Origin of the sequence: Bradyrhizobium sp. DOA1 (assembly GCF_001593325.1) — a bacterium.
GTDB lineage: Bacteria > Pseudomonadota > Alphaproteobacteria > Rhizobiales > Xanthobacteraceae > Bradyrhizobium.
In genome coordinates this window covers 6,938,058-6,964,740 of sequence record NZ_JXJM01000001.1, presented here as the reverse complement: position 1 = coordinate 6,964,740, position 26,683 = coordinate 6,938,058, and the positions used below count along the sequence as shown (strand labels likewise).

26 protein-coding genes, 1 tRNA gene and 1 pseudogene are annotated in these 26,683 nt (G+C 60.1%); 18 read left to right on the top strand and 10 right to left on the bottom strand.

The features are described 5' to 3' along the window. Positions 1 to 437: 437 nt before the first annotated feature. The 9 genes and pseudogenes from SE91_RS32280 to SE91_RS32240 all read left to right on the top strand — a co-directional run bounded on the left by SE91_RS32280 (position 438) and on the right by SE91_RS32240 (position 10,946). Positions 438 to 902, top strand: coding sequence for a DUF6932 family protein (locus SE91_RS32280; protein WP_061850536.1), 465 nt, complete (start codon positions 438 to 440; stop codon positions 900 to 902). After that, positions 899 to 2,212, top strand: coding sequence for a helix-turn-helix domain-containing protein (locus SE91_RS32275; RefSeq protein WP_061850535.1), 1,314 nt, complete (start codon positions 899 to 901; stop codon positions 2,210 to 2,212). Before SE91_RS32280 ends, SE91_RS32275 begins: the two co-directional genes overlap by 4 nt. Next, the gene (locus tag SE91_RS32270) at positions 2,199 to 3,416 is read left to right on the top strand and encodes a beta family protein (protein WP_061850534.1); all 1,218 of its coding nucleotides are present in this window, start codon (positions 2,199 to 2,201) and stop codon (positions 3,414 to 3,416) included. The genes SE91_RS32275 and SE91_RS32270 overlap by 14 nt, the downstream gene beginning before the upstream one ends. Before the next feature lie 167 nt (positions 3,417 to 3,583). Further along, complete coding sequence (locus tag SE91_RS32265) at positions 3,584 to 5,791, top strand: hypothetical protein (RefSeq protein ID WP_197489549.1); 2,208 nt, start codon at positions 3,584 to 3,586, stop codon at positions 5,789 to 5,791. Between the two features lie 537 nt (positions 5,792 to 6,328). Continuing rightward, positions 6,329 to 7,046, top strand: a pseudogene (locus tag SE91_RS38345) (recombinase family protein). Positions 7,047 to 7,110: 64 nt separating this feature from the next. Next, entirely contained in the window at positions 7,111 to 7,950 is an 840-nt protein-coding gene (locus SE91_RS36715; protein ID WP_156489883.1) for a hypothetical protein, read from the top strand. Positions 7,951 to 8,173: 223 nt separating this feature from the next. Then, a complete protein-coding gene (locus SE91_RS32250) occupies positions 8,174 to 8,701 on the top strand; it encodes an RNA methyltransferase (RefSeq protein WP_156489882.1) in 528 nt (175 codons plus the stop codon). A 104-nt stretch (positions 8,702 to 8,805) separates the two neighbouring features. Then, entirely contained in the window at positions 8,806 to 10,110 is a 1,305-nt protein-coding gene (locus SE91_RS32245; RefSeq protein WP_245318576.1) for a hypothetical protein, read from the top strand. Between the two features lie 395 nt (positions 10,111 to 10,505). Further along, positions 10,506 to 10,946: a hypothetical protein gene (locus SE91_RS32240; protein WP_061850530.1), complete on the top strand. Its 441-nt coding sequence runs from the start codon at positions 10,506 to 10,508 to the stop codon at positions 10,944 to 10,946. Between the two features lie 83 nt (positions 10,947 to 11,029). Here the strand turns inward: SE91_RS32240 and SE91_RS32235 are convergent, their stop codons facing one another. Continuing rightward, positions 11,030 to 11,272, bottom strand: a complete 243-nt coding sequence (locus SE91_RS32235) for a helix-turn-helix domain-containing protein (RefSeq protein WP_061850529.1) — start codon at positions 11,270 to 11,272, stop codon at positions 11,030 to 11,032. Positions 11,273 to 11,389: 117 nt separating this feature from the next. On the opposite strand from SE91_RS32235, the gene SE91_RS32230 reads away from it, so the two are divergent. Continuing rightward, positions 11,390 to 11,818, top strand: a complete 429-nt coding sequence (locus SE91_RS32230) for a hypothetical protein (RefSeq protein WP_061850528.1) — start codon at positions 11,390 to 11,392, stop codon at positions 11,816 to 11,818. Positions 11,819 to 12,028: 210 nt separating this feature from the next. Here SE91_RS32230 and SE91_RS37310 read toward each other — a convergent pair whose 3' ends face one another. Next, positions 12,029 to 12,592, bottom strand: coding sequence for a hypothetical protein (locus tag SE91_RS37310; RefSeq protein ID WP_061850527.1), 564 nt, complete (start codon positions 12,590 to 12,592; stop codon positions 12,029 to 12,031). Positions 12,593 to 12,706: 114 nt separating this feature from the next. Here SE91_RS37310 and SE91_RS37305 point away from each other — a divergent pair, with 114 nt between their 5' ends. Next, complete coding sequence (locus tag SE91_RS37305; protein WP_061850526.1) at positions 12,707 to 13,513, top strand: helix-turn-helix domain-containing protein; 807 nt, start codon at positions 12,707 to 12,709, stop codon at positions 13,511 to 13,513. A 152-nt stretch (positions 13,514 to 13,665) separates the two neighbouring features. On the opposite strand, the gene SE91_RS32215 is transcribed toward SE91_RS37305, so the two are convergent. Together SE91_RS32215 and SE91_RS32210 are read right to left on the bottom strand one after the other, a co-directional pair. After that, entirely contained in the window at positions 13,666 to 15,339 is a 1,674-nt protein-coding gene (locus SE91_RS32215; protein ID WP_245318575.1) for a site-specific integrase, read from the bottom strand. Positions 15,340 to 15,427: 88 nt separating this feature from the next. Next, positions 15,428 to 15,514: transfer RNA gene (locus SE91_RS32210), tRNA-Leu, on the bottom strand. Between the two features lie 150 nt (positions 15,515 to 15,664). Between SE91_RS32210 and SE91_RS32205 the strand changes: the two genes are divergently transcribed. After that, positions 15,665 to 16,630, top strand: coding sequence for a complex I NDUFA9 subunit family protein (locus tag SE91_RS32205; protein ID WP_061850524.1), 966 nt, complete (start codon positions 15,665 to 15,667; stop codon positions 16,628 to 16,630). A 151-nt stretch (positions 16,631 to 16,781) separates the two neighbouring features. Here the strand turns inward: SE91_RS32205 and SE91_RS32200 are convergent, their stop codons facing one another. From SE91_RS32200 to SE91_RS32190, 3 genes are all read right to left on the bottom strand, one after another. Further along, a complete protein-coding gene (locus SE91_RS32200; protein WP_061850523.1) occupies positions 16,782 to 17,522 on the bottom strand; it encodes an SDR family oxidoreductase in 741 nt (246 codons plus the stop codon). 3 nt (positions 17,523 to 17,525) lie between these two features. Then, positions 17,526 to 18,851 carry an FAD-binding oxidoreductase gene (locus tag SE91_RS32195; protein ID WP_061850522.1) on the bottom strand — a complete coding sequence of 442 codons (1,326 nt, stop codon included), beginning with the start codon at positions 18,849 to 18,851 and terminating at the stop codon, positions 17,526 to 17,528. 101 nt (positions 18,852 to 18,952) lie between these two features. After that, positions 18,953 to 19,759, bottom strand: a complete 807-nt coding sequence (locus tag SE91_RS32190) for an undecaprenyl-diphosphate phosphatase (RefSeq protein WP_060734375.1) — start codon at positions 19,757 to 19,759, stop codon at positions 18,953 to 18,955. A gap of 169 nt (positions 19,760 to 19,928) precedes the next feature. Between SE91_RS32190 and SE91_RS32185 the strand changes: the two genes are divergently transcribed. The 3 genes from SE91_RS32185 to SE91_RS32175 all read left to right on the top strand — a co-directional run bounded on the left by SE91_RS32185 (position 19,929) and on the right by SE91_RS32175 (position 22,879). After that, positions 19,929 to 20,621 (top strand): glutathione S-transferase family protein, encoded by a 693-nt coding sequence (locus SE91_RS32185; RefSeq protein WP_008539907.1) that lies wholly within the window; start codon positions 19,929 to 19,931, stop codon positions 20,619 to 20,621. A gap of 97 nt (positions 20,622 to 20,718) precedes the next feature. Continuing rightward, positions 20,719 to 21,876, top strand: coding sequence for a tRNA epoxyqueuosine(34) reductase QueG (queG, locus tag SE91_RS32180; protein WP_245318574.1), 1,158 nt, complete (start codon positions 20,719 to 20,721; stop codon positions 21,874 to 21,876). 202 nt (positions 21,877 to 22,078) lie between these two features. Then, positions 22,079 to 22,879 (top strand): acyl-CoA thioesterase domain-containing protein, encoded by an 801-nt coding sequence (locus SE91_RS32175; protein WP_061850520.1) that lies wholly within the window; start codon positions 22,079 to 22,081, stop codon positions 22,877 to 22,879. Positions 22,880 to 22,890: 11 nt separating this feature from the next. On the opposite strand, the gene SE91_RS32170 is transcribed toward SE91_RS32175, so the two are convergent. Both SE91_RS32170 and SE91_RS32165 read right to left on the bottom strand, forming a co-directional pair. After that, the gene (locus SE91_RS32170) at positions 22,891 to 23,358 is read right to left on the bottom strand and encodes a nuclear transport factor 2 family protein (RefSeq protein ID WP_061850519.1); all 468 of its coding nucleotides are present in this window, start codon (positions 23,356 to 23,358) and stop codon (positions 22,891 to 22,893) included. Between the two features lie 143 nt (positions 23,359 to 23,501). Continuing rightward, entirely contained in the window at positions 23,502 to 24,302 is an 801-nt protein-coding gene (locus SE91_RS32165) for an alpha/beta hydrolase (protein WP_061850518.1), read from the bottom strand. Between the two features lie 260 nt (positions 24,303 to 24,562). Here SE91_RS32165 and infC point away from each other — a divergent pair, with 260 nt between their 5' ends. Further along, positions 24,563 to 25,102: a translation initiation factor IF-3 gene (gene infC / locus SE91_RS32160; protein ID WP_080648110.1), complete on the top strand. Its 540-nt coding sequence runs from the start codon at positions 24,563 to 24,565 to the stop codon at positions 25,100 to 25,102. 63 nt (positions 25,103 to 25,165) lie between these two features. Here the strand turns inward: infC and SE91_RS32155 are convergent, their stop codons facing one another. Continuing rightward, positions 25,166 to 25,561 (bottom strand): hypothetical protein, encoded by a 396-nt coding sequence (locus tag SE91_RS32155; RefSeq protein WP_061850517.1) that lies wholly within the window; start codon positions 25,559 to 25,561, stop codon positions 25,166 to 25,168. 273 nt (positions 25,562 to 25,834) lie between these two features. Here SE91_RS32155 and rpmI point away from each other — a divergent pair, with 273 nt between their 5' ends. Continuing rightward, a complete protein-coding gene (rpmI, locus tag SE91_RS32150; RefSeq protein WP_008539890.1) occupies positions 25,835 to 26,035 on the top strand; it encodes a 50S ribosomal protein L35 in 201 nt (66 codons plus the stop codon). 81 nt (positions 26,036 to 26,116) lie between these two features. Beyond that, a complete protein-coding gene (gene rplT / locus SE91_RS32145; protein WP_008539880.1) occupies positions 26,117 to 26,476 on the top strand; it encodes a 50S ribosomal protein L20 in 360 nt (119 codons plus the stop codon). The last annotated feature ends 207 nt before the right edge of the window (positions 26,477 to 26,683 follow it).

Sequence of the window (26,683 nt, the reverse complement as noted above, 5' to 3'; positions counted from 1 at the left end):
GGCTCTAGGACCAAGCGACAGCGTACCCAAATATCGCGTTGCGTGCGGAAGAAATGGGCTGCCGCCACCAAGCCCAACACGGGTCAGCTCCGTGGCGGAGCGGTAGCGTGACATTTGGGCGAAGCGCAGTTCACCCGCCGGCCTTCCGCCACTACAACCTGCATCGCCAACAGAACTATTGTCACCGCCGCCCGCTTGAACGAACGGGCGGCCGAAAACCATCAATTCTCAATCACTTGACGAACGATCAAGGCCTTAAACAAACCTTGGTGCCCAGGAAAGGATTGCATAGGCTCAGGCGGAACATACTGATTTTATGGCAGAATTTCAAGCCGCCGATTCGCTTGTTACACAGCCCTGTTGCTGAGCCGGCTCACCGAAGGGCCGAACGGGCGAGTCCGCTTGAAGACGATTGAACACAACGATATTGTTGTGTTATGATTCCCCCGTTCGTTCAACTGCCCGGCTCACCCTTCGCCGTGCTGCCTCCCGGAATCCATTGGGCAACCTTGGAGGAGATCAAGGCTCGTTTCGGTCAGACAGCTCGCCGCGCTTGGCTATTTGAAGGGGTTCTGGCGGTGGCGGAAGCTTTGCGACAAGCGAACTGCGCCCACATCTATCTAGATGGAAGCTTTGTGACTGAGAAACCGGAGCCGAATGACTTCGACGGATGCTGGGACGCCACGGGTGTCATAGCCGCCCTCCTAGATCCCGTGCTGCTCGAATTCGCGAACGGACGCGCGAGCCAAAAACTAAAATACAGAGGTGAGATGTTTGTCGCGGGCTTCGCCAATTCTGGCACTGAGACGTTTCTCGATTTCTTCCAACGCGACAAGTTCACGGGAGCGGCCAAAGGCATTGTCGGCATCAAGTTAAAAGCAATCGACGGAGCGCCGCAATGATTACGAATGAGCGGCAGTATAAAATTACAAAGAACGAAGCTGAGCGGTTCAAGGCAGCTCTACAAGGCTTCAAAGAGATCGACCTGATAAAGCAGGGCCTCGATCCGGTAATCGTTATTGCCCAACGAAATTCCCTTGAGCAGCAGCTTAAAGACCTTCAGGCTCAAGTGGCCGATTATGAGAAGTTGCGCTCTGGCCGTGTCAAACGGCTATTCCCGACGTCCATAGGAGAGATCGGCCAAACGCTGATTGAGGCAAGGATCGCACGCAATCTTTCGCAGCGCGAGTTGGCGGACCGGCTTGGCATGAAGGAGCAACAGATTCAGCGATACGAACAAGATCGCTATCTTACTGCCAACCTCACGCGTGTCGCGGAGGTCGCTGATGCTCTCCAGTTCGATCTGGTCGCATTTTTCGAATCGAGGACTGACACCCTTCTAGAAAGGATTGCCCCCAATCTAAGGGGCGGGTTCGACATTTCGAAGCTGCCTGTAAAAGAAATGAAGAAGCGAGGGTGGCTGTCGCAAATGCGACTGCCCGAACACTTGACTGGGCCGCTTAGCGACATGGACCTCGCCGCTGCTTTTGTTTCCCAAGCCGTCGGCTCTCACGCTCTGCATCGCCAGCATGTGCGATCGGGGTCGAAGCAAGACCCCTACTCTCTGCTCGCCTGGAGAGCGCGACTCTTGCAAAGAGCGAAATCCTTAGAAGCATCGAATCCGATTCGGCCACTCGAAACACAGTCGCTGGTTAGATCGTTGGTAGGTCTAAGCACGGGGAAAAATGGCCCAGTTGAGACCGTTGAATTGCTTCGGCAGCACGGAATCATCCTAATCATCGAGCGGCATCTCCCATCTACTCATCTGGATGGGGCTGCGATGATGGTGAACGGCGATACGCCCATTATCGGGCTTACGTTGAGGCACGACCGGCTCGATAATTTCTGGTTTACGTTGCTCCATGAGCTTGGGCATGTCTTTCTCCATCGAGATCAAGGCCTCCGGGACGGCTTCTTTGACGAGGAGGGGGCACCATCCGTGGACAAACTGGAGAAGGAAGCTGACAGCTTCGCCGAAAGCGCCTTCATAACAAACGAAGTATGGGCAAAATCGTTTGTTAGATTCACCCGGGATAAGAATCAGGTGATAGAATTCGCGAAGAATCATGGGATATCCAGCGCGGTTGTCGCGGGGCGAATTCGGCGAGAGCGTAAGGACTACACGATCTTTAGTGAGCTGGTTGGTCAAGGAGAGCTGAGGAAGATGATGTCTTCAGCAGGATACTTGGAGAACTTAGATGCTGAGGGTTAGCTCGTTCAAGCACACGGACTATCTTGCTATACTCAAATGGAAGCAGGGTGAGCGAGCCGCTCTATCAACCTTCCGAGCGAGTGCGAGTCGCCTGCACGTCTTGTTTGAGATGCCGCCAGCCGGGGACTACGATCACGAGAAGCGCCGACCGCTGACGCCGACCGAACACATCAAGCTATTCGGCAAGAAACTCTATGATGCATGGGGCAACCGCGTCGCCTTCATTGACGCTAGCCACATTGACGATGATCTTCACAAGAAGGGGTTTGCCCGCCATCCGCTAACCGAGCTTCTTGAAAGGGCTCGATTGGCCGGCGCTTCGGCCTGCCCTGCTGTGTCACCAACCCATTCTAACGAATATCGCGAGGCTGTAAGGCGGTTTGTTGAGTGGCACGCCGATTTTCCAGTGTGCATCCGCCTCGAAACAAAACACCTAGACAGCCCGACGTTCCATCTTGATCTCGAAACGCTCATTCAGGAATTGAACTGCCGGCCGTCCAAGTGCTTTGTGGTTCTTGATTTTAGGAATCTGGAATTACCTTCCGTTGAAGCGGAAGATAGCTTCGTGGAAATGCTCGCTGACAGACTTGCGGATTTCCCGTTCCTGCATGACTGGGCTGGAATCGCGGTCGCGCTAAGTTCGTTCCCTGTGAACCTGAAAATGAGGCCGGGTGAAGTCAAGCAATTCCCGCGAACTGATCTGCCTGTCTATCAAAAGCTTATTTCGAATCCCAAGGGATTGCTGCGAACTCCAATGTTTGGCGACTACGCCGTCGATACGTCCCCCATCGTGAAGCCTCAGCGCAGAACGCCCTCGGCTCATTTCCGCTATTCCACCCCCTCGGGCTATGCCATTGCGAAGGGCACAAGCGTCAAGAAGCCTCACGGATACGAAGCAATCTATCCTGTCGCCGATCTTCTCGCCTCGCAGGCTTTCTTTATGGGGGGTGAGTTCAGCGACGGCGATGAATTTATTGTTAGCCTCCAAAACCGAGCAGCCGCGAAGGGCAATGCTGCGACTTGGCGCTGGGCGTCAACAGATCATCACTTGACCTGCAACGTCGGTGCGATTGCGAAGATGTATGGTTTAGCTCCGATTGAGGAAAAGGCCCCCTTACAGGCAGCGCCGAAGCAACTCGAATTCCTGTATGCAGACGACAATCTGACCTCCGCGCCAGCTACGGCTACCGAACCCGAAGAGTAGCGGCAGCAATTTTGCCAAAGGAATCAGTATGCCGCTCGCGGTCGCTGTTGGGACGTGACGATCAAGGCCAAGGCAGCGCAGCCGAAAAATTTCCGCCGACGAGCCGTTTCGCCCGTTCGAGCGCGATAGATCGTTAATGTCCTATCTTCAACCGAAGAGCTGGTGGTATGGATTTGGATCCTCGCATCTTCTTCGTGATCGTAATTCCCGACGGCGATCCGAAATTGGCCACGCCAACACAGGGTTTCGCAGTTACGCTTATTGAGATGAGATGGGCAATTCGCGTGGCCTCTCTCCTTCCTACCAATATTTTCGAACTGACCGACGAAGGTCGAGAAGTGTTTTTGGCGGGACGCGTGTCAGGCGTATCCCCGGTCCATTGGTTTGGCCAGTCGCCTCGCGCGATTCGATCAATGCCGCATCCAGCCTTCGCGCCGTTCACGGTCATCGTCCTCCCGCCGTCCGAAAACCCTCAAGATTATGAAGAGTGGGCTAAGGCTTCACCCGTGCGGCCAACCATTGTTGCGAAGTCGGGCGGCGATCTGTCAGAGCTTTCGCTTGATGCGCTTCAGGCCCAATTTTTAAAGATATGCGATTGCATCCCCGACGATATTCGCAGGGAGTCAGTCGAGGCAGCCCGTGCTGCGATCCAAGCTTGGAAGCCTATGCCGGCGAGGGAGCTAGGATACCAGGTTGGGGGACACAACACGATCACCCCAAACCTAGTAGCCCTTACTGTCGCCGGCTTCGAAAATATGGTGTCGGGGCGCTTCCAGGAAGTCGGCGGCGCGACGAAGCCCTATGTCGAGCAGATCGTTAAAACAAGCAACAGCATCTTTGATGAACGCGCGAAACTCGGTCAGCGTGATCTTGAACGAATATTTAGACGTCCCCCCGATCTCAATCTATTTGCGCCAGCCTTCTATCCGGATTTCTTCACCTCCCCGATTCCATCGAACATGGATCGAGCGTTGCGCAAAGAAACTCTCGTCGTTCGACAAGCGTTAGAACGCCAAACTGGATACGGCTTCGACTTGCGGACGGAAGCTCAAAAGTCCGCGATGATCGGCAAGATTGTTCAGAGCGATGATGGCAAAGCTGCGATCAAACCCAATCCACTCATTGCAGCGCGAGCCGCCGAACTCGCACTTAATACGGATCTCATGGGCGCCATGACAGCGTCGGAATTCTCCGTCTGCGTGCGCTTGCCAAATGAAATCAATCGAACCGTAGGCAGCGTGCGAAGCTTTGCTCAGCACTATCGAAGCAAAGAGAAAAGCACCCGGAAGAGACTGCTCGCATTTCGTCAAGTGCAGGCCCGTCTAGCCGGTGCATTTCCGGCAGAGTTCGTGGACGTCCTTCGGCGCAGCGACAGCGGGATTCGAATCGTTTCAGATGCCCATGTAGAGTGGTTGGACATAGACGGTCTTCCTCTGTTCATTAGGAAGAACTGCAGCCGTATTCCCGTTACGCCCGGGAATCTCTTCGTCGATCATCTAGCGGCCAAGGAACCCATCCGTCTTACGCCCGGCGATTTTTCGTCCATTCTTGTTCTGAGCGCTCTGAAGCGCGATGATCCAATTGCCGGCTTGATTGAAACCGCATTTGGCGTCTTCGAGCCCCAATGGCGTAAGAATCTGACGGTAACTTACAAGTCAATAACGAGCGAATCCGAACTTGTAGAGGCCTTGAACGGATTCAGAGGCCCGATGGTGATTTTCGATGGTCATGGAAGCCATTCACCCGGTGAGCCTGCAAAGCTTCATTTGGGAGATGCGGCGGTCGATGTTTGGGGTCTCCGCGATCGAATTAAGAACATCTCGCCAATCATAGTGCTGAGCGCCTGTGACACGCACGCCGCCGATCGCAATCATGCGACGACCGCAAACGGATTTATGAGTCTTGGTGCAAGAGCCGTTCTATCGTCAGTCTTTCCGTTGGGCGCACACGACGCAGCGTCGTTCGCTGCAAGATTAGTGTATCGCGTTAGTGAGTTTGTTCCCGGTGCAATTAAGGCGTTCGATCAAGCGATAACGTGGACGGAAGTTATCTGTGGTCTTATACGTATGCAGCTTTTGACAGACTTCTTAAGGCTGCTGGAATCGAAAAAAGCTATCGATTCCGATACGTATTCCCGCATTCACTTGAAGGGAAATCAGGCGATCAACGGTCGTGCAGCCGATCCCTTTGGGATTGTTCTCGAAGCCCTGGAAAAACTCGGGCTAACACGAAACTCGCTCAAGCTCGATCTTGAAACGGCAGTCGCGAATTCCAGCGCCTTAAGTTACTTGCTGGTTGGTCGACCCGAAACAATTATTATCGATGATCGAGATAGGGCAATCGGTCAGTGGAAAGAGTTGGCCCAGCTAGTTTGACGGCGCTACGCCGCACAACTCCGGGTTCACCTTGGGTTGACTCAAGGCTTCCCTACTGGAGTTTCTGCGGAAAACTTATCGACGCTCGATCTCTCTGTATCTTCGATAAGTCGCTCGTCTTGGGGCGGTGACCCCGGCGAACATGCCTTCGGGAGAAGCCAGCGCTTGGCTTGATAACTTTCGTGGCTTCAACATAAGAAACCACACGATGAGCTGGCCCTCCAGCAGCTCCTAGCCCCGGCCGAAATCGCAATAGGGGTCTGTTATCTCGGAGGTGACCTGTGGCCACTGCTCGCCGCTCTCCCCCCTATGGGGGGTCAACTTTTGAGGCCCTTCACTTCACCGAAGCTTGCGCTCCGACTTCCTGCTCTGTTGCTTGCACCTGTCGCCTTTCAGGAAAGGCCTCACCGAGTGAAGTAGCGACGTGAGTCGTTTTGACTCACGCGGCTCCTCTTGCCGCGCGATTCTCACAGAAAATATGGTGACAACGCTCGTTGACTAAGTTTTTCGCGGACCACCATCGAGAGGAAAACAGCCGTGAAACGCAAGTTTGTTGCCTACTATCGCGTATCGACTCCGAAGCAGGGCCGCTCGGGCTTAGGCCTTGATGCACAGCGGACCGCTGTAGCGAAGTCCATGGGTGATGGGCCCGCCACCATCATCGCTGAGTTTACCGAGGTGGAGAGCGGCAAACGCGACAATAGGCCTGCCTTGGAAGAGGCACTCACCGCAGCACGCCTGCACTGGGCGACCCTCGTCGTCGGTGGGCTTCCTAGAGCGGCTACTGGAGGCGGGGGTGGACGTGCGCTTCGCTGACCTCCCCTCCATCGAGGGGCCCACCGGGCGCTTCATGTTGCAGCAGATGGCAGCAGTCGCCGAACTAGAAGCCGGCTTGATCTCCGCCCGCACCAAGGCAGCACTGGCGGCAGCAAAGGCACGAGGGCAGCGGCTGGGGGGATACCGAGGCGGGACCTTATCCAGTCACGTGCAGGCACGCGGGCGAGACGAGCAATCCAGACTTGCGGACAGGCGAGCGACCGACATAGCGCCGCTGCTCAAGACACTCCGGGCCAAGGGGATCACCACCCCCACCGATATTGCGCGAGCACTGACCGCACAGGGCATTCCTACGGCGAGGGGTGGCACCAAATGGTCAGGGCCTCAGGTCAGGCTGATAGAAGCACGACTTGCCCGTGGGGTCGCTACGTCTACCCCCCGAAGCAATGATGGCGACCACTCAGCACAGGGTAGGTAGTTTGGGTGTTTTACCCGAACTGGGCTTCTGGAAAGTATCGCTAACTGGAAATGGAGCTAGCGATATGAGTTCGACGAAGAAGCCGTTTGTTTTTGAAATCCGATATACAACTGACATTCCTCGGCGCATCGGCCGCGGTCAGGATGGCGATCCTATTTATGCGCCGCTTCCTGCGACAAGTTGGAGAGTGTGCCTTCGGTATTTCGAAGCCGTTGCGAGTTTTCTTGCAGGCAGAACTGACCGGATGCCCAGACTTGGAGCGATAGCGAAGATCGCGCATGGCACGATTCTCAGCATCAAGAGCGATCGAACAAAAGAAGACCTCTTCGGACCTAAGGCTTTAGTCGTCATCAAAGACGACGATAGACCGACGGAAAAGCGGCGACCCCGCATATTCGATCCAGTTTATGTGCCTGCCCTTCTAATGCTGGCCGCCGCCGGAGGTAGCTTCCGGTTCAACGACTCTAAACCGAAGCGGGATGCGCAAGGGCAACTTCTCAAAGCCGATGATCGGAGGTTCTACGTTAGCTTCGGTCGAAGAGCCGGACAGAATGTCCGCGTTCTGAGGATCATTTCTGATCCTGCCCGCGGTCAGCAAGTACATCGGAGTATCCGCCAGTTCGACGCGAACTATCACTATGATCACCGGAAGAGCACCATGGCCTTGCGCCTCGATGATTCCGCTCGATCAACTGGGCATTCAGCCGGCCTCAGTAGAAAGGGGCGAGCTGCAGCTATAAAGGCCGCGGGAGAGCACTATGAACGCGCTATCAAGCTGCGGGGGCGCGATTGCGTTCAACATCTGGGCAAGAGCCGCGGCGAATATGAAAGGCAGCTCACTCGGGTATTTGCCCTGGCTGACGAATTCCATATGGCGCTGGTCAAACGTCGGCGATCGAAGTGAGGCTCCCGTGAGTTTAAGCAGGAGTAAGCGGCGCCGAGCCATCAAACGGCGCGTTGCAAGCACACTTGCGGACGACTTCCAGGCAACCTGCGCAATTCCAGCCTGCAGACGACCGACTATGAGAGCCGCGGGGGTTGGCCTCGCCCCTTTCCACTGTAGGCGCCACGTTGAGCACCGGCAGCGTCATGGGTCCTACTGGCGGCCAAGCTTCAAGGCTTCCGAGTTGCGGCCATTCATCACGGCAGCGACCGCGTATGTCGGCCTTCGGGCAGCTAACGACAAGTTCATCGCCGCCGCGATTGCGGACATGGGACGGGCTCTAGAGGACGCTGGCCCAGTGGAGATCGCGACGCGCCTCAAAGGCATGTCTGCCACAAAGCGGGCCAAGATCGGACTGGCGAGGCTCCGCGTTGAAGGCGTGCCCCCGCAGCGGATAGTCTCCATCGTCCTCGCCGTCGCCGCGCTGATCAAGGCCGACGCCACGGCGCCCCGCGCAAAGGAGTTTCGGACGGTGCAAATCTGCAAGGCGGTCCATCGGCTGGCCTCCGGCACGCATCGTGTGTGGGTCGTGGAGGACCATCAGGGCAGGAAGCGGCAGATCGAAATGCACGCTTTCCCCAAATCCACCGGCCGGGTTCTGCGGGAGATGGGGCGGATGCTGGAAGAGCCCTGCGACTGGGTCATTGAGAAGCATGTCGCCGGCGTCCTGGTCCACCGGCAGCGCTATGGGCGGCCCCGCGCGGCGAGCTGATCGATGTCCGCAAGAATTCGCGGGTCGCAGCATTCGCACGAGCGATCTGGTCGGAGTGAAGCAGTGCGTGCATATCGAGGGTTCAAGGAGGCCACTTTGAACACATGCCTCACGGCCCGATGACGCAATCACCCAACATCATGTGGTTCGATCCACTGCTCCGGGCCAAGACGACGGAGCTTGCCCATGCGGTCAAGTGTTTGCACGATGCGCTGCTGCTCCACGAAACGGATAGCGGCGGCAGGAAGCGAGCGCGGAAGGAAGCGGACAAGGCGAAGTTCGGCCTCGCCGTCGAAGCGTTGGCCTGCAACCTGATCTTGCTCAGCGCAATCGAGTCCAGCCCCAAGCTCGCGGTGCCCCGGTCGCATGGCTTTCTTTGGCGAGGCGATGGCAGCGCCAATCCCGTATACGGCCAGCACTTTCTATCCGCGATAGATGGGCTTGCATCGCTTGGCCTGATCGAAGAGGAGCGAAGGGGATATAGGCTATCCGCAAGAATCCGGGTGCCGTCGCTCATTCGACCAAGCGCAGCGCTCGCTCAGCATCTTCCGCTGGCACCACCGGATTGGCGAAGCGTCAAGCAAATCGACGACCGCGCTCTGATCATCTTGAAGGAAGGAAAGCGTGACGACAGGCGTACGGCCCCGATTGCCTTCCCGGAGACAGCCAAGACTCGTCAGCTTGCGAGACAGATGCGGCGCATCAATGAGTTTCTGCGCAGCGCTAATATCGACGTGATCGGTCAGAACGCCGGCCTCTCTCTAGGCAAGGATGGGCAGGTCATCGCCCCCTATCGCCGCTCCCTTCGACGGATCTTCAATAATGCGAACTGGCAGCACGGCGGCCGCCTCGCTGGCGGCTTCTGGATGGGCATGGAGCGCACCCAGCGGTTTGAGTGCCTCCGGATTGATGGCGAGCGAATCGCTGATGTCGATTACAGGCAACTCTTTCCCCGGCTCGCATACGTAAGGGCAGGCAAGCCGCAGCCCGAAGGTGACATCTATGACGTGGCGGGAGATGGCTCCGGGCGAGATGGCTGGAAGACGCTGATGAACGCGATGCTGTTCTCGGACGGTCCGTTGAAAGGTTGGCCTGAGGGCACGCTTCAACATTTCCCCTCCGGCACGAAACTCCGGGACGCCATCGGGATGCTAGCCGCGCGCCACCAGCCTATCGCTCATTTGTTCGGGTCCGCCCTAGGCTTTCAATTGATGCGCATCGAGAGCGATATACTGATCGGGATCATCACGCATCTTGAGAGCCTCGGGGTGACCGCCCTGCCGCTCCATGACGCGGTGCTGGTTGCGGAATCGAAGGCGTATGTTGCGAAGGATGCGATGCAGGCCGCTTTCAGCATGGCAACGGGATCTTCCTGCGCGATTGTCTCCATAGAATTTTGCCCACGATAACAGCCGCTTAGGGCAGATTTTAGCCGTATGCCTCCGCTTTTGGAGGAGGAAGCTAGAAGGGGGGGTTGGAGGGTTACCACAATCCATCTAGGGTTTTCCCTCAAGTTGGGAGGTGACACCACCTCTTCTCAGCGAGCGCCTCTAGAGCCCGTCCTTAGCGAAGTCACCATGGGTCAACCCAGGACGTCCGGTTCCGATGAGTGATCACCGCCGTCTGAGAGGAGAGTCTCTAAGTTGCCGATTGGGCTCCCTTTATCAGCGGCTAAAGGAACGTCGCTCTAGGTCCGCCACCGGCAGTGGCCTGACTCGGCCAATGCTCTCTGTTGCCCGCAGTGTGATCGCGACGGAGGACGGTTATATTGGTGTGTACATGGCCGATTGCGCGAGAACGAAGAATGCAGCAGAATCACCCCAAACTTCCCTTTCATGGAGATTTTGATTTTCAGCAGGCTTGGCTTGCCGTACGCGAGTGGCGTGATCCCAGCACGGCCCCTTACATGAAACGTAAAGCGATGGAATATTTCGCTCCCCGCGTTGCATTTTGGCTCAGCGTCGTCTCTCTAGCCGGGCACTGGTATTGGGCTTCCACCACGCACTGTGGGGTAAACTTCCAGCGAGGCGGGGCCATTGTAGTTCTCGCGGCTGCTGCGCTCTATGCTGTTTTGGAGTGGCACGACCCCAAGAGCGCCATGCTGAGCGGTGGTCGAATCCAACGGATTTGGTTCTACAATCCTGCCTTTCTGCTTCCGCTTCTTGGCGCGGCAGGCACTTTGATTTGGGGCTATGGCGACCTCCTACCGTTCTTTGGCTCCGCAGGATGCTCCAGCTCGAATTGATAAGGATAGCTATGCCCCCGCCCCACTCGACGCGCTAGGCGGCGGCCCGTGCTGAAAATGATCTGCCTGACACCGGACGAGATTCAGGACTGACTCCGGGGCCTCTTCTGGGGGACCAGCAAGCGATCAGGGGTGGTCTTCAAGGCCCGGGCCAAGCGGGCCAGGACGATGATGGTGCAGTTACGGGTGCCCCGCTCCACCTGACTGACGTAGGTCCGATCAAGTCCCGCCTCTAAGGCCAAATCCTCTTGGGACAGTCCGAGATCCTTGCGGGCCTTCCGCACGGCCTCCGCCACCACATCAACGATCCCAGCCTCGTCATCCATCCCCGGGAGCAGGCCGCCATGATGACTTTAGGTCTACGGACTATGAGTCCCATTTTTCCGTTGAGGCATGATGACTATCGTCTACAATTGAGTCCGGCTGCTAATGAGGAATGCAGGATGACCAGCAACGAAAGCACCGCCCCAAAGCTGCGTGAGGACGAGCCTATCAAGGTTCTCTTCGATGTGGCCAGCTACTGGGCCACCATTTGGGGCTTCATCGCGCTCTGCCTTTGGCTCGAACACGAGGTTCTCAAGCGGCTGGATATCGAGTCTGGCGGCATTCGGGTTGCCATCCTTCTCGTGAGCACACCGGCCGTATTCTTGGCGACGGTCACTCGCATTGAAAAGAACCCCAAAGCGCGGATGATATTGGAGCGGGCTCGTTACGTCGTGGTCTTGGTCGCTGCGGCCCTGCTCGGCGCCTATCTCCACGCGAATCACAAAGGCGATTCGTATGAGGACGCCTTGCGGGACGGCGCCGTGTTGGCATGCTCAAAGATGGCTGCCTGCAAGGCGATGGCCGCCGAATACGCCAACACGCGCTAGGGACCCGACGCATTCGGCTTATCAGGACAGATCGAACCATCTCTATTTAACGCGACGATGCCGCTTCCAATGACGACGGGCAACGGCGCAAGCAAGTTTTGCCAGCGTCACCTGGCGCAAATGCCATGCCCCATTTGGGGTGATCCGAAGCGTTCGGCTTACAAGGGCGGCTTCATCCAGCCACCCTTGTAATTCGCGGTCGTGATGCGCCTAGCACTTGCGCTGGAACGTGATGCACTTCCACGGATCGCGCACGATATTCGCGACCGTACCGCGGTCGCCGCCAAGGATCTGCTCACGCAGCTTGGGGACGAAGGCGTCCGGGCCGCCAAGCGGATACCCGGCGAGGATGTCAGAGACATCGATCCGAGTGGCGCGTTCGGGCAACAACTTCGAAAGGCCACCCGTGGCGACGAGCACAAAATTGTTCATGACGTCCTGATAGGGCTTAAAGCCACGCTCGCAATCATTGATTGCCCGAGTCACTTCAGTAGCCGCCCGGACCTTTTCGGCGGACAGACGGTCCTTCAGTTCAGCCAACGTCATCCACTGCTCCTGGCCGTCGATGTGAGGCACCTTCACCTTGACATCGGTCAACTTAACACCCTTGGTCGCCATTTCATCGAGCTGACCGACACGCGGGTTATAGTAGCTGGCGACGGCAGCTTCGCCCTTCGTTCGAGCCTCCTGGCATTGATGAGCGGCGGCATGAGCCTGCGCCATGCCAAACGAAAGGCTCACCGCTGTCGCCGTAAAAAACGTCTTTGGTATCATGACCTTTTCTCCTTGCTAATCCACCCGGCAGTGAAGCTATTTGGGGCGCCGCAACGCAGGATGTGGCAAATTGTGCCATGTGGTGGCAGGGCTGGTCGCAAGGGGATTCAGGAGATGGCGTCTGAAGAGAATGCTGATCTGAGCAACTTCTGTAAGAATATTCGTTATCTCGCGGCACTCTACCGTCTAAAGCATGGATCTTTGGCGACGGAGTTGGGTTGGGATCGAACGGTCGTTACCAAACTCATGTCCGGCAAACGTAAGCCGAACACTACGCAGCTGACCAAACTCGCGCTGTTCTTTAGAGTTCCGGCTGCTGATCTTGAGGGGGACCACGAGCAATTCTGTGCAGGAATAGCCGGAGCTAGCGCGTCCTCCGATCTGCCGCTCCTGGCTTTTCGCACTCTACGTGAAAATACGCAGCGCTGGCAGGCGACGTTTGACAAATATCGCGGCCAGTACGTCCTCTACTACGTGCACGATCCAGAACTGGTAATAGGATCGCTTCTAACGCTCGACCGAATTACCGGCGACGGCTTGCACGCGAAGTTCATCAACCCGCACAGAGATGCAGGTGGCCACATCTCGGCTTATGAATATGAAGGATACGGGTATCCTGTTCGCGAGTACATCTACTTCCTGCTAGAACAGAAAAATGCTAACTACGAAATCCTTTCCATTATTCTGCGCGACTCGGCTACCCCGACCGTGCATCTCATGAAGGGAATGGTCTCAGGCATTGGTGTGCGGAACGAGACTAGCTTCATCGCGGCACGGCCCCTTGTCGCGATAAAGCGGAACCGCGCGATTGATGACTGGCGATCAGCTCTAGGCAACGACCTCGGGTACCTTCCCCGAACTAGAATTCCCGAAGGCGCACAGCGGCAGCTCAGCAGCGAAGGGGTTACAGTACAGGCATGAAGTTGAAACTAGAGGCCTCCCGAGGATACTCTGCCACTACATGGACCTTAGAAATTACTGCTGTGCTCCTCCGTGACAGCAGACCTTCGTTTCGAGAAGGATATGTCGCTTTTCAGGTTTCCTTAGGCGAACCTTGTTGCAAATGAGATTTGTCAGTTGCTGGCAGCTGATGCGACGTGGACCGTCGGAAACTTTGCGATCGCATTGGCCTTCGCTTTGATCGTCACGTCTCCATAGCCCTCCGAGACGTTGCGCGGCGCGTGCCCCTGAATGGCATCCAGCACGCGCATCTCAACGCCCTGATCAATACCGACAGTCTTGAAGCGATGCCGCCAGCCATGGCTTGGATCAACGTTCTTATCCTTCACGACCTCACGCACGAACGCATTGACCTTGTTGCGCGCCGTCTTCACTGCATTGCGCACGCCTAGCTCACCGGCCTTGGGGTCAATGAACAGATAGCCGCCCTTCGACTTTTCAAAGAACGCGATGAAGCCCTCCTCGATGACTTGCCGATGGAGCACAACATCCCGCGCTTCGTCCGTCTTCACCGGTCCCGCCTCCGGCGTCACATGCAGCACCCAAAGCTTGCCTTCGCGCCGCAAGTCCTCTTTGCGAATCTGGATCATCTCGCCAACGCGGGCGCCCGTGAAGGCGCACAGCCACGGCACCCACCGCTTGGCCGCCGCCAGCTTCGGAGCTTCCCGGCCCGGCACGAATTCACGGGCATGCTTCAGGATCGCGATGGCCTCCGAATCATAGAACCCCTTAGACCGGAGCTTGCGCGGCTTGCCGACCTTGATGGTGATCCCTTCGGCCGGATTGCTGGATAGCCGCCGATTGACTACAGCCCAACCGAACACCGTCTTCATCCCCGCAAGGTCGCTGTCCTTCACCGTTTTCGGGCTCACGCCGCCTTGAACGCGATAGTCTTTGAAGCGAACGATGTCCTCCGGCGTGACCCGGCTCGCGATGTCGTGCTTTAGGAATGTCACTAGACGCGCCATCGAATTGCGATAGCTCTCATAGGTGCTCTGCTTGCGGCCGGCTCGCTTGGCTTCCTTCCACCAATCCTCCACGAGGCCAGTGAGGGAATTCTTGGAGGCCCCCCGCTTTGGCTTTTCCTTCGCCGCATCTGCCGAGGCCTGCCACTCGGGAAAACGGGCGGCCTTGTGGTCGGGCGAATAGTCTCCCCCTGCATTCCGTTGGCGGCTCGCGAAAGCGTCACGCAGCGCCATCCAAAAGGCGGTCAGTAAGAGCGCGCGCGATTCGCTGTCTACGCGGCGGATGCCTTTGGTCAGCAAGAGGCGGTCCACGTTGGGCCCGAGCGCCTTCTCCAGTTTCTTGGCGTCACCGTCTCGGCCGACCCTCTCCCACATCTCAGTTACGGCTACCCAGTGGGCCTCATGCTCCTCATGGCTCTCCGTGTCGGGCGCCCAGCCAATTCCGGGCGTGTAGACCATGGCCAAACTCCGGGCGCGGTTCTCGCTGTCGGCCCAGACGCGATAGAGCTCGCCTGCCAAGGCGGTCGCCTGCCGGTGGGTCAGATGCACGGGAGCGTCGTTTCGGAGTGCCGCCCAGACGGCTTCCAGATAGGCCGCAGCGAGCGCCTGACGCGTCTTGACCTCGCTAGGTTCCGTGGTGCGAAGGGAGAACCGGACGGCCTGAGCACCCTCGCTAAGCGTCACGAAGACGAAGCCATCACCGAGCGGAATCGACAGTTCGATGCCGACCGCCTTGGGCCGGACATCAGCCGGAATGCGCTGCACGAAAAGAGGAAAGCGAGATCCGTCCCGGCGCATCGGCCGAACAACCCTGAACAGCAATGTTACACCCCATTGTTACACAGTCGGGGCCAACGCAACACTCTGAAAGGGCTTATCTATCTGGATTTGTTTGCGATCCAGAAAGGCATGGTGCCCAGGAAAGGACTCGAACCTTCACGGCCGTTAAGCCACTGGCACCTGAAGCCAGCGCGTCTACCAATTCCACCACCTGGGCATGCCGTTTGGGGCACGGAGGCGGTTACTACGGTTCGGTGACGCCGTTGTCAATTCATGCTTGAAGCCGGTTTCGGGATGCCGATTGCGCATCGCAAACCGGCCCGATACAAGCCTGACGATACGCGACCCACCCTGCAGGAACCGACCCATGGCATCGAATCTGGACACGCTCGTCACGGTTTTCGGCGGATCGGGGTTTTTGGGCCGCAATGTCGTCCGCGCCCTGTGCAAGCGCGATTACCGGATCCGGGTCGCGGTGCGGCGGCCGGAACTGGCCGGATACCTCCAGCCGTCCGGCAAGGTCGGGCAGGTCCACACGGTGCAGGCCAATTTGCGCTATCCGGCCTCGGTCGCGGCGGCGCTGCGTGATTCGCATGTCGTCATCAACCTCGTGGGGGTCCTGACCGAAAGCGGTGCGCAGACCTTCGACGCCATCCAGGCCCGGGGGGCCGAGACCGTCGCCAAGGCGGCGGCCGCGGCCGGCGCCGAGCTGATCCATGTCTCCGCCATCGGCGCCGACGCCGGATCGCCCTCAAGCTACGCCAAGGCCAAGGCGGCCGGCGAGGCCGCGGTGAAGGCCGCGGTGCCCTCGGCGACGATCTTCCGCCCATCCGTGATGTTCGGCCCCGAGGACCAGTTCACCAACCGCTTTGCCGCGCTGGCCCGGATGTCACCGGTGCTGCCGCTGATCGGCGGCGATACCAGGATGCAGCCGGTCTACGTCGGCGACGTCGCCACTGCGATTGCCGAGGCCGTCGACGGCAAGGCCGTCCCGGGCGCAACCTACGAGCTTGGCGGGCCGGAAGTGCTGACCTTGCGCGAGATCATCGAGACCATCTTGGAGATCACCGACCGCGAGCGGATGCTGGTCCCGCTGTCGTTCGGCCTCGCCCGCTTCCAGGCCGCTGTCCTGCAATTCGCGCCGGGCGCGTTCAAGCTGACGGCGGACCAGGTCACGATGCTCGAGCGCGACAATGTCGTGTCGGATGCGGCCAAGGCCGCAAGCCTGACGCTGGAGGGGCTCGGCATCACGCCGGACTCGCTGGAAGCCGTCGCTCCGCAATATCTCTGGCGCTTCCGCCCGCAGGGCCAGTTCCAGCGCATGAGCGTGTGAGTTGGTCTCACCTCTCCCGCTCGTGGGAGAGGTCGCCGCGTAGCGGCGGGTGAGGGCTTTCTCCTCGTCGGGAGTCTCTCTGCGGAGATACCCTCTCCCCCACCCTCTCCCGCAAGCGGGCGAGGGAGCGCACCGGCTATGCGGCTACACCTCAAAACTTCAGCTTCTTGAACACCGCTTCCGGCAGCGTCTTGATGATCAGCATCACGAGGCGCCATTTGCCGCTGACATAGACGACGTCGGTCTTCTTCTCGACCGCAGCAAGGATCGCATCGCCGACCACAGGCGCCTCCACCGTGAGCGGGCCGATCAGCTTCATGCCTTCCGTCATCTTGGTACGCACGAAGCCCGGCTTGACGGTGACGACGTGGACGCCACTGCTGCTGGCGCGAGCACGCAAGCCCGACAGGAAGGCGGAGAAGCCGGCTTTCGCCGAACCATAGACATAGTTCGAGGCGCGGCCGCGATCGCCGGCGACGGAGGACACGCCGACCAGCGTGCCGCTGCCGCGGGCCAGAAACTTCTTGGCGAACAGACCGAGGATCAGCGACGGGCCCTCGTAGTTGGAGCGCATGATCGTGGCGGCATGGGCGAGATCGCTCTCGGCATTTTGCTGCACGCCCAAAAGACCGACGATCGAGACGACGACGTCAGGCAGCGCCGGGAGGCCGGCGACGAAGCCATCGAACGAGGCGGTGTCGAGCACATCGAATTTGTGCAGACCCACCTCGACATTGTAGCGCGCGCGCAGATCGGCAGCATCAGGCTCCAGCGCGACAACGTCGCGGCCCGCCAGCGCGACATCGTATCCCGCCTTGGCGAAGGCGCGCGCGGTGGCGCGGCCGATGTCGGAAGAGCCACCCAGCACGATCGCGGATTTGCGTGACGTCACGGCCTAGACCTCATCGAACAGACGTTGTGACAATTTCGAGCGGATGTTGCCGGCAGGATCGAGCGATTTGCGGATCGCGTTGAAGCGTTGCAAGGCGGGGTAGCCGGCTGCGAAGGTCGCGCGCGACTGGCGCGCATCCTTGGCAAGATAGAGCCGCCCGCCGGCGGCGACGACGAGACGATCGATCTCGTCGAGGAAATTCAGGATGTCGCCCCTCACGGGGAAATCCAGCGCCAGCGTGTAGCCGGGCAGCGGGAACGACAGGATGCCGTCGCCCTGGCCGAGCTTCTTCAACACTGCGAGAAAAGAGGCATCGCCGCGCCGTGCGACGCGCTCGAGGATGTCGCCGAGCACATCGCGCGCGCTGGCTTCCGGGATCACGCATTGATGTTGGAGGAAACCGCGCCTGCCATAGATGCGATTCCAGTCGGCAATGCTGTCGAGCGGAAAGAAATAGGGATAGAGCGAGACCAGGCGGCTGCCGCCGGCGCGGCGTGCGCCCATGCGGTAGTACATCTCGTTGAAGGCGCGGATGCTGTGTCGGTTCAGCGTCAGCGCGGGCAGATCGACGGGGACTCCGAGGCCGGGATCCTTGCCGACAGGAAATGCGGCGGCACCCTCCGTGAGCTCGTCCTTGCCGGCATGCTCACCGAGATAGATCAGCGAGCGGCCGAGATCCTTGCCGCGCGCCACGCAATCGATCCACGCCACCGAATAGGTCGCGCTATCACCCGCATCGAGCGCGCGCATCGCCGCGTCGAGATCGGATGCACAGATCACCCGCTCGCGAATCCATCCCGTTTCGACCGGGCGCAGCCGCATCGTCGCTTCCAGGATGATGCCGGTCAGGCCCATGCCGCCGATCGTCGCGAAGAACGCATCGGAATTCTGCTCGCGCGAGGCTTCGATCACCTCGCCCTGGCCGGTGCGCAGCAGGATGCCGTCGACATAGCGGCCGAACCCGCCCTCGCAATGATGATTCTTGCCGTGCACGTCGGCCGCGATGGCGCCGCCGATCGACACGAAGCGCGTGCCGGGCACGACGAAGGGCAGGAAGCCGCGCGCACCGAATGTCTCGATCAGATCCGCGAGCAGCATGCCGGCTTCGAGGCGGATACGGCCGGTCGCCGGATCGAACGACCTGATCCGGTCGAAGCCGGTCATCGCGACGGTCCGGACGGTTCCGATCGCGGCATCGCCATAGGCGCGGCCGTTGCCGCGCGCGACCGTGCCGGCCGCGACGGCCTCGCCGACCGCCGCGAACGAGCGCGGACGCAGCACGTCGCTATCGACGACCGGGAAGCGCCCCCAGCCGCTGACGAGGGTCATGGCTCAGCTCCTGTGCCGGGCGCGCGCCCGGCGTTGGAAACTGACTACCGATCAAAAGCTTATTTTGCGTTGAAGGCGAGGTGGAAGTGTAGCCCGAGAGGTTAATGCCCGAGCGCCAGCGCGATCAGGCCGAGCGTGCCGACGATGACGCGCCACCAGGCGAACAGCAGGAAACCGTGCCGGGTGACATAGGTCAAAAACGTCTTCACCACGATGATCGCGGTGATGAATGACACCACGAAGCCGATCGCGACGATGTTCATGTTATCCATCGTCATCTCGGCGCGGCTCTTGTAGAAATCGTAGGCGAACGCGCCGATCATGGTGGGGATGGCGAGGAAGAAGGAAAACTCCGCCGCCGCGCGCTTGTCAGCGCCGAGGAGCATTGCGGCCACGATGCTGGCGCCGGAACGCGACACGCCCGGGATCATCGCCACGCACTGCGCGATGCCGATATAGAGATACATCAGCAGCGGAAACTTCGTGGCATCATGCTCGCGCGGCTTGAGCTCGAGCTTGTCGACCCAGAGCAGGATGGCGCCACCGACGATCAGCGTGAAGCAGATGACCCACGGATTGAACAGCAGGAGCTTGATGTATTTGCCGGCGGCGAGGCCGACGATGACAGCCGGCAGGAATGCGACCAGCACGCCGATCACGAAGCGGCGAGCATCGGCATCGCCGCTGAAGAAGCCGATGACCACGTCCCACAGCTTCCTGAAATACAGCCCCACGATCGCGAGGATCGCGCCGAGCTGGATCAGAACCGTAAACGAATCCCAGAAGGCACCTTCGCCGAGGTGAAAGAAGCGCTCAGCAAGCAGCAGGTGACCGGTCGAGGACACGGGAAGGAACTCGGTCACGCCCTCGATGATGCCGAGGATCACTGCCCGTATTGCATCTGACATATTTACGGTCCATTTCGGCTGGAAAAGCGGGGCCCTTCTCGCCTATTCGTCCCCATGCCGCAATCGCAAAATGCCAAATCACGGCCTTGCTTCGCGGTTTTGAAGGACTAGTGTGGCGCCGCACAAACATTGATGGATTCTTAAGCACCATCAAATAGTCAAAGGCTTCATGTTTACGCTGTTTCATCATCCGTTCTGTCCGCATTCGCGCTTCATCCGCCTGATCGTGGGTGAATACGGGCTCGACCTGAAGCTGGTCGAGGAGCGCAGCTGGGAGCGGCGCGAGGCGTTTCTGCTGCTCAATGCGGCCGGCACGACGCCCGTGATGGTGGACGACGAGCAGCCGCCGATTCCGGGCGCGGCGATCATCGCCGAATATGTCGACGAGGCCTACGGTGCCGAGATGGGCCCAAAGCGCCTGATGCCGGAGACGATTGCCGAGCGCGTCGAGGTGCGCCGGCTGATGGCCTGGTTCAACGAAAAGTTCTTCGAGGAGGTCTCGCATCCTCTCGTCACCGAGCGCATCTACAAGCGGTTCATGAACGAGGAGGACGGCGGCGGCCCGCCTTCGGCCGACGTGATGCGCGCCGCCAAGGCGAACGTGCGCTATCATCTGGCCTATATCGGCTGGCTGGCGCAGACGCGTAACTTCCTCGCCGGCGACCGGCTCACCTACGCGGATCTCGCCGCCGCGGCGCATCTCTCGGCGATCGACTATCTGGGCGACGTGCCATGGAGCGAGGACGACGCAGCAAAGGCGTGGTACGCGCGGGTGAAATCCCGCCCGTCGTTCCGTCCGCTCTTGAGCGAATGGCTGGCCGGCGTGCCGGCATCGCGGACCTACGTGGACCTGGATTTCTGATGGTGCGCGTCATGCCCGGGCTTGTCCCGGGCATCCACGCACTTCCTGTCTCGATGAGGACTACACAAGAACGTGGATGGCCGGGACAAGCCCGGCCATGACGCGTGTGGGTGCATCGGTGATTAAACCCAGCATCGACATTGATGAGCTTCGTACCGCGCTTGCACGCGAAGCGCGCGCGCTCGGCTTCGACTGCATCGGCATCACCGCACCTGGCACGATCGAGAACGCGGGAAAATACTTCCTCGAATTCATCGCCTCGGGTGGCCATGGCGACATGGATTGGCTCGCGGCGCAGCCGGAGCGCCGCGTCGATCCGCGCGGGCTGTGGCAAGACGTGCGCTCTGTGATCATGCTCGGCGTCAATTACGGCCCCGACCAGGATCCGCTCGCGATCCTGGAGCAGCGCACACACGCGGCGATCTCGGTCTATGCACAGGGCGATGATTATCACGATCTCATCAAGAAGCGGCTGAAGGCGCTCGCGCGCTGGCTGGTCGCAACCGCGCCATCGGAGGTGAAGGTGTTCGTCGACACCGCGGCGGTGATGGAGAAACCCTTGGCGCAGACCGCAGGCCTCGGCTGGCAGGGCAAGCACACCAATCTCGTCTCGCGCGAGTTCGGCTCATGGCTGTTCCTAGGCGCGATCTACACCACGCTCGACCTGCCGCGTGACGAGGCCGAGATCGACCATTGCGGCTCGTGCCGGGCCTGTCTCGACATCTGCCCGACCGCGGCATTTCCCGCGCCCTACAAGCTCGATGCGCGGCGCTGCATCTCCTATCTCACCATCGAGAACAAGGGACCGATCCCGCGCGAATTCCGCAAGGCCATGGGCAATCGCATCTATGGTTGCGATGATTGCCTCGCCGCATGCCCGTGGAACAAGTTCGCGCAGGAGGGACGCGAAGCGAAACTCGCCGCACGCGACGCATTGCGCGCGCCTTCTCTCGCTGAGCTCGCACGGCTGGACGACGCGGCGTTCCGTGCGCTGTTCACGAAATCCCCGGTCAAGCGCATCGGCCGCGACCGGTTCGTACGGAATGTGCTGATTGCGATCGGCAATTCGGGCGACCCGGTGCTGGCGGAAGAGGCGCGGCGATTGCTGGAGGATGCGAGTCCTCTGGTGCGTGGCGCTGCCGTGTGGGCGCTGGGACAGTTGGTGAAGCGGGATGAGTTTGCGGCGATGAAGGCTGATGCGACCGGAAACGAGCATGACGATAATGTGCGTGAGGAGTGGCAGGCCGCTTCCTAACTCTCAGTGTCATGCCCCGGCTTGACCGGGGCATCCAGTACGCCGCGGCCTATCGATCAAGCCTTTGCCGTCTCGGAGTACTGGATCGCCCGGTCAAGCCGGGCGATGACACCTGTTGTAATGGCGAGAGCATGCGCTCCTGACTCTCGCGATGGCCCTACCGCACTTGATTTCCCCGCGCGTTCCCGCAAAGTCGCGCGTCATGACAACAAACATCCCCTTCTTCACCCGCGACGGCGATACATTCCATCCGACGGAAGTGGCCAATGGTCCGTGGGATCCGAAATCGCTGCACGGCCGCGTCATCATCGGCCTGCTCGGCTTTGCCATCGAGGAACGCCATTCCGGTCCTGAATTCGTGCCGGCGCGGCTCACCGTCGACATGTTTCGGCTGCCGACTATCGACAAGCCGATTCAAGTGACGACGCGCCTCGTGCGCGACGGAATGCGCATCCGCGTTGTGGAGGCGGAGTTCGTCTCCGGCGGTGTCAGCATGGCACGCGCGTCGTGCCAGCTGCTGCGGCGGACGCAAAATCCTGACGGCAATGTCTGGTCGCCGCCGAACTGGGACGTGCCGAAGCCATCAGACATTCCGAAGCCCACCGATCCCAGGCTCGGCATGAACGGCAAATGGGCGACGCGTCCCATCGTCGGCCATATGGGCTCGCTCGGTCCGCGCCGGCTCTGGATGAGCGAAGTGCGCGAGCTCGTCGCCGGCGTGCCTATGACGCCGTTCGTCCATGTCGCCACCGGCGCCGACTTTGCCAGCCCATTCGCGAATGCCGGCGACAAGGGGCTCGGCTACATTAACAGCGACGTCACCATCTATCTGCACCGCCTGCCGGTGACGAATTGGATCGGCTTCGAGGTGGTGAACCATCACGCCACCGATGGCGTCGCCATCGGCGAATGCTGGCTCTATGACGAAGAAGGCCCGATCGGCTCCGCGACCGTCGCCGCACTGGCACAGCGCAAGCCGATGGCGAAGCCTCCGCCGCCGTAACCGTCAGAGAGCTACGCCAGATGCCGCTGCATCTCCGGCCGCGCTTTCAGCTCCGCGCCCTGCTTGGCGACGATCTTCGCGATGCGCTCCGGTGCAAATTTCAGGTCGACGAATGCCGGCGCGGTGTTGGCGACCTCGTGATAGCTCGCGATCCTGCCGTCCTTCAGCGTCATGATCGCCACACCCTCGAACATCGCCCGCGCGCCGTTCGCTTCCGGCAGTGTCGAGCGATAGCTGAAGGTGTAGCGCGCATAGAGCGTGGTGCCGTCGGTGACGGGGGCGTGCATGTCCCAGCGGAAATCGGTCGCCGTGCGATAGAACCAGTCGTCGATCAGCTCGGCGATCTTGGCGCGGCCGACGAAGGCGCCGTAGAAAACGTCGTGATAGACGCCATCCTCGGTGAACAGCTCGGCGAAGGCTTTCCCGTTGCGCTGTTCGACCGCGTCGCAGAAAGCGCGCAGCATGGCGGTGGTGGTCATTGGCGTTTCTCCCGTTCTCGGTCATGCCCCGGCTTGACCGGGGCATCCAGTACTCCGAGGCTTCCCGGCTCAGTCACAATCGCCGCGGCGTACTGGATCGTCCGCCTTCGCGGACGATGACAGCGTGCATTGTAGAAACAACTTCACCCGATCTCCGCCACGGCCGCAAGAATGCGCGCGATGTCCTGCGGGCGCGACAAGCGGTGATCACCGTCCTGGATCATGGTCAGCACGACGTCGTCGGCAGGGAGACGATGCGTCAAGGCGAAAGCGTGCTGCCACGGCACGTCAGGGTCCTTCGCGCCTTGCAGGATGCGGACGGGGCAGCCGAGATCGATGGCGCTGCCGAGCAAGAGATGATTGCGCCCCTCCTCGATCAGGTTTCGCGTGATCGGATAGGGCGAGCCGTCGTCATATTCCGACGGCCGCATCCAGACACCTTTGGTCTCGATCTCCTTCTTCACCGAAGAAGGGAAATTCTTCCACATCAGCTCCTCGGTGAAGTCGGGCGCCGGCGCGATCAGGACGAGACCCGCGAGCGACCCTCTGGCCTGCTCCTTCTCTTGCCGTTTCCTGATCTCGCGCGCGAGCAGCAGCGCCATCCAGCCGCCCATGGAGGAGCCGATCAGCACCTGCGGGCCGGCGCAGAAGCGCTCGAACACCGCCATGCTATCCTCCAGCCAACGCCCGATGGTTCCATCGACGAATTCGCCGCCGGATTCGCCGTGACCGGAATAGTCGAACCGGACCACGGCGCGGCCGTGCTCCCTGGCCCAGCCCTCCAGCGCCACGGCCTTGCCGCCCTGCATGTCCGACTTGAATCCGCCGAGCCAGACCAGCCCGGGGCCCTTTCCGGTACGCCGGCGCACCGCGATCCGACGCGCCGACGGACCTTCGCCGACGGTAATGAACTCGAGCACGCTATCGGGAATTGCATCAGTCATGGAACGTTTACTCTGGCTGTGCGGTTTGAGCCGTTCGGACGGACTTTGTCGCGCGGCCCGACCCGGCATTGACCCTGCCTTGACCCTTGGGACGCTTGCGGAACAGGGGCAAGGTGTCTATGTCGGTCGGCGTGGGAAAGGGCGTGACCAAAATGCCTCGCATTTGAGGGTTTTTCGCGTCTCACACGAGCGACTTGCTTGCCGGCAAACGCATCTTCCTTCAAGATAGCCGCTTCTTTCACAACTTTGGAGAACCACCCATTCGCCGTCCTAATAAAGCTCCGCCCGCTGCCAGCAAAGACGGGCCGCGCATCAATGACGATATTCGCAATGCGCAGATCCAGCTGATCGATCAGACCGGTGACAATAAGGGCACGGTCGAGACCGTCTTGGCCATCCGGATGGCCCAGGAAGCTGGCATGGATCTGGTCGAGATTTCCCCGAATGTCAGCCCTCCCGTCTGCAAGATCATGGACTACGGGAAGTATAAATATTCGGCTCAGAAAAAGGCCGCCGAAGCCCGCAAGCGGCAGAAGACCGTCGAGATCAAGGAGATCAAGCTCCGCCCGATGATCGACGATCACGATTACGACGTGAAGATGCGCGCGATGCAGCGGTTCTTCGAAGAGGGCGACAAGGTCAAGATCACGCTGCGCTATCGCGGCCGAGAAATGGCGCACCAGGAGATCGGCACCAAGCTTCTGGACAAGATCAAGACCGACGTCGCCGAGCTCGCCAAGGTCGAGCAGGACGCACGGTTCGAAGGTCGTCAGGTCGTCATGGTGCTGGCACCGCGCTGACGCCGGTTTGTCAGGACTGAGAGTTCAACGGCCCGTCCGGATCTCCGGCGGGCCGTTTGCGTGTCAGGTCCGCGTCGCTTGCCAGGTGCCGCTGCATGGGTCGCCGGAAATGATGCCCTTCCACGAGCCTGCGCCGTTCACGCCGGCGAGCCGGCCGCCTCCGGTTGCATGGGAGGCGCCGACCGAGACCTGGACGGCGACGGCGCCGGACCGGTTGACCTTGCCCGAGACCCGGCCACCGCCGGCCGAGGAGACCCGAGTGCCTGTGACGGTAAAGGGAACGCTGTAGCCGGAGCTGCAATTGCCGCGCGTGGTGGCAAAGGTGACGTTCCAGATGCCGTCATAACCGGCGGCGCGGGCATCGGCGGCCGAGGGCACCATGGCGGCGGCCAGCACGGCGAGCAGCGCCAGGCGGCGCGGGCGGGCGAAAGCGGAAATAGATCGCGGGAAATAGCGCATTGGGTCCTGCTCCGGACATGAAGGCGTGGACATTGGGGTGGCAACTTCCAATAGTCGGCGGGCAGGTTCCGGCGGTTCATCGTTGCCAATCGCCCCGTCCTCTGTCATAAGCCCAGCCTTCATCGCCCGGCTGATTAAGGGCTGCCGTGGCGGTGTCTCGTGCGGGTTTCGCGCTTGTTCGCAAAACCTGAGCACAATCAACGCTCTGACGAGCATTTTAGACGGCCAGCCGCCCTCACGGGCGGATTTCTGTTGTGGCCATAGGAGAGCCAAATGCCCAAGCTGAAGACCAAATCGGGCGCTAAAAAGCGCTTCAAGGTGACTGCCACCGGCAAAGTGATGCACGCCCAGCGTGGCAAGCGTCACGGCATGATCAAGCGGACGAAGAAGCAGATCCGTCAGCTCCGCGGCACCCGCGTGCTGTTCAAGACCGACGGCGACAACGTCAAGAAGTACTTCTTGCCGAACGCCTGATCGCGTCCACGATCACTGCCAACCGTGCCGCGCATCGCGCGGCGATCCGACAACCGAAGTCATCCCTGAAGGATTTTTGTCATGTCTCGCGTCAAACGCGGTGTGACCGCCCACGCCAAGCACAAGAAAGTCTACAAGGCCGCCAAGGGCTTCTATGGCCGCCGCAAGAACACCATCCGCGCCGCCAAGCCGGCCGTCGAGAAGGCGATGCAATATGCCTTCCGTGACCGCAAGCGTAAGAAGCGCACCTTCCGCGCGCTCTGGATCCAGCGCATCAACGCTGCCGTCCGTCCGTTCGGCCTGACCTACAGCAAGTTTATCGACGGCATGGCCAAGTCGGGCATCACCGTGGACCGCAAGGTGCTGTCGGATCTCGCGATCAACGAGCCTGCGTCGTTCCAGGCGATCGCCGAGAAGGCCAAGGCCGCGCTGGCGGCGTAAGCCGTCTCACTGCGCTCCGCGCAGCGTTCAGCTTGTGATGGCCCGGGCAGAGGGCGCGTGTCGCGCTTTCATCGCCCCGGCCGTCATCTCTCGCGCATACACTTCTCCGACGTGGATGCCCGGCGAATCAACGCGAAGACGCGCTTCGCGCTTTTGGGCCGGGCGTGACGGGCTAGGATCATCGGCTCAGCATCCTGGCCAAAAGGG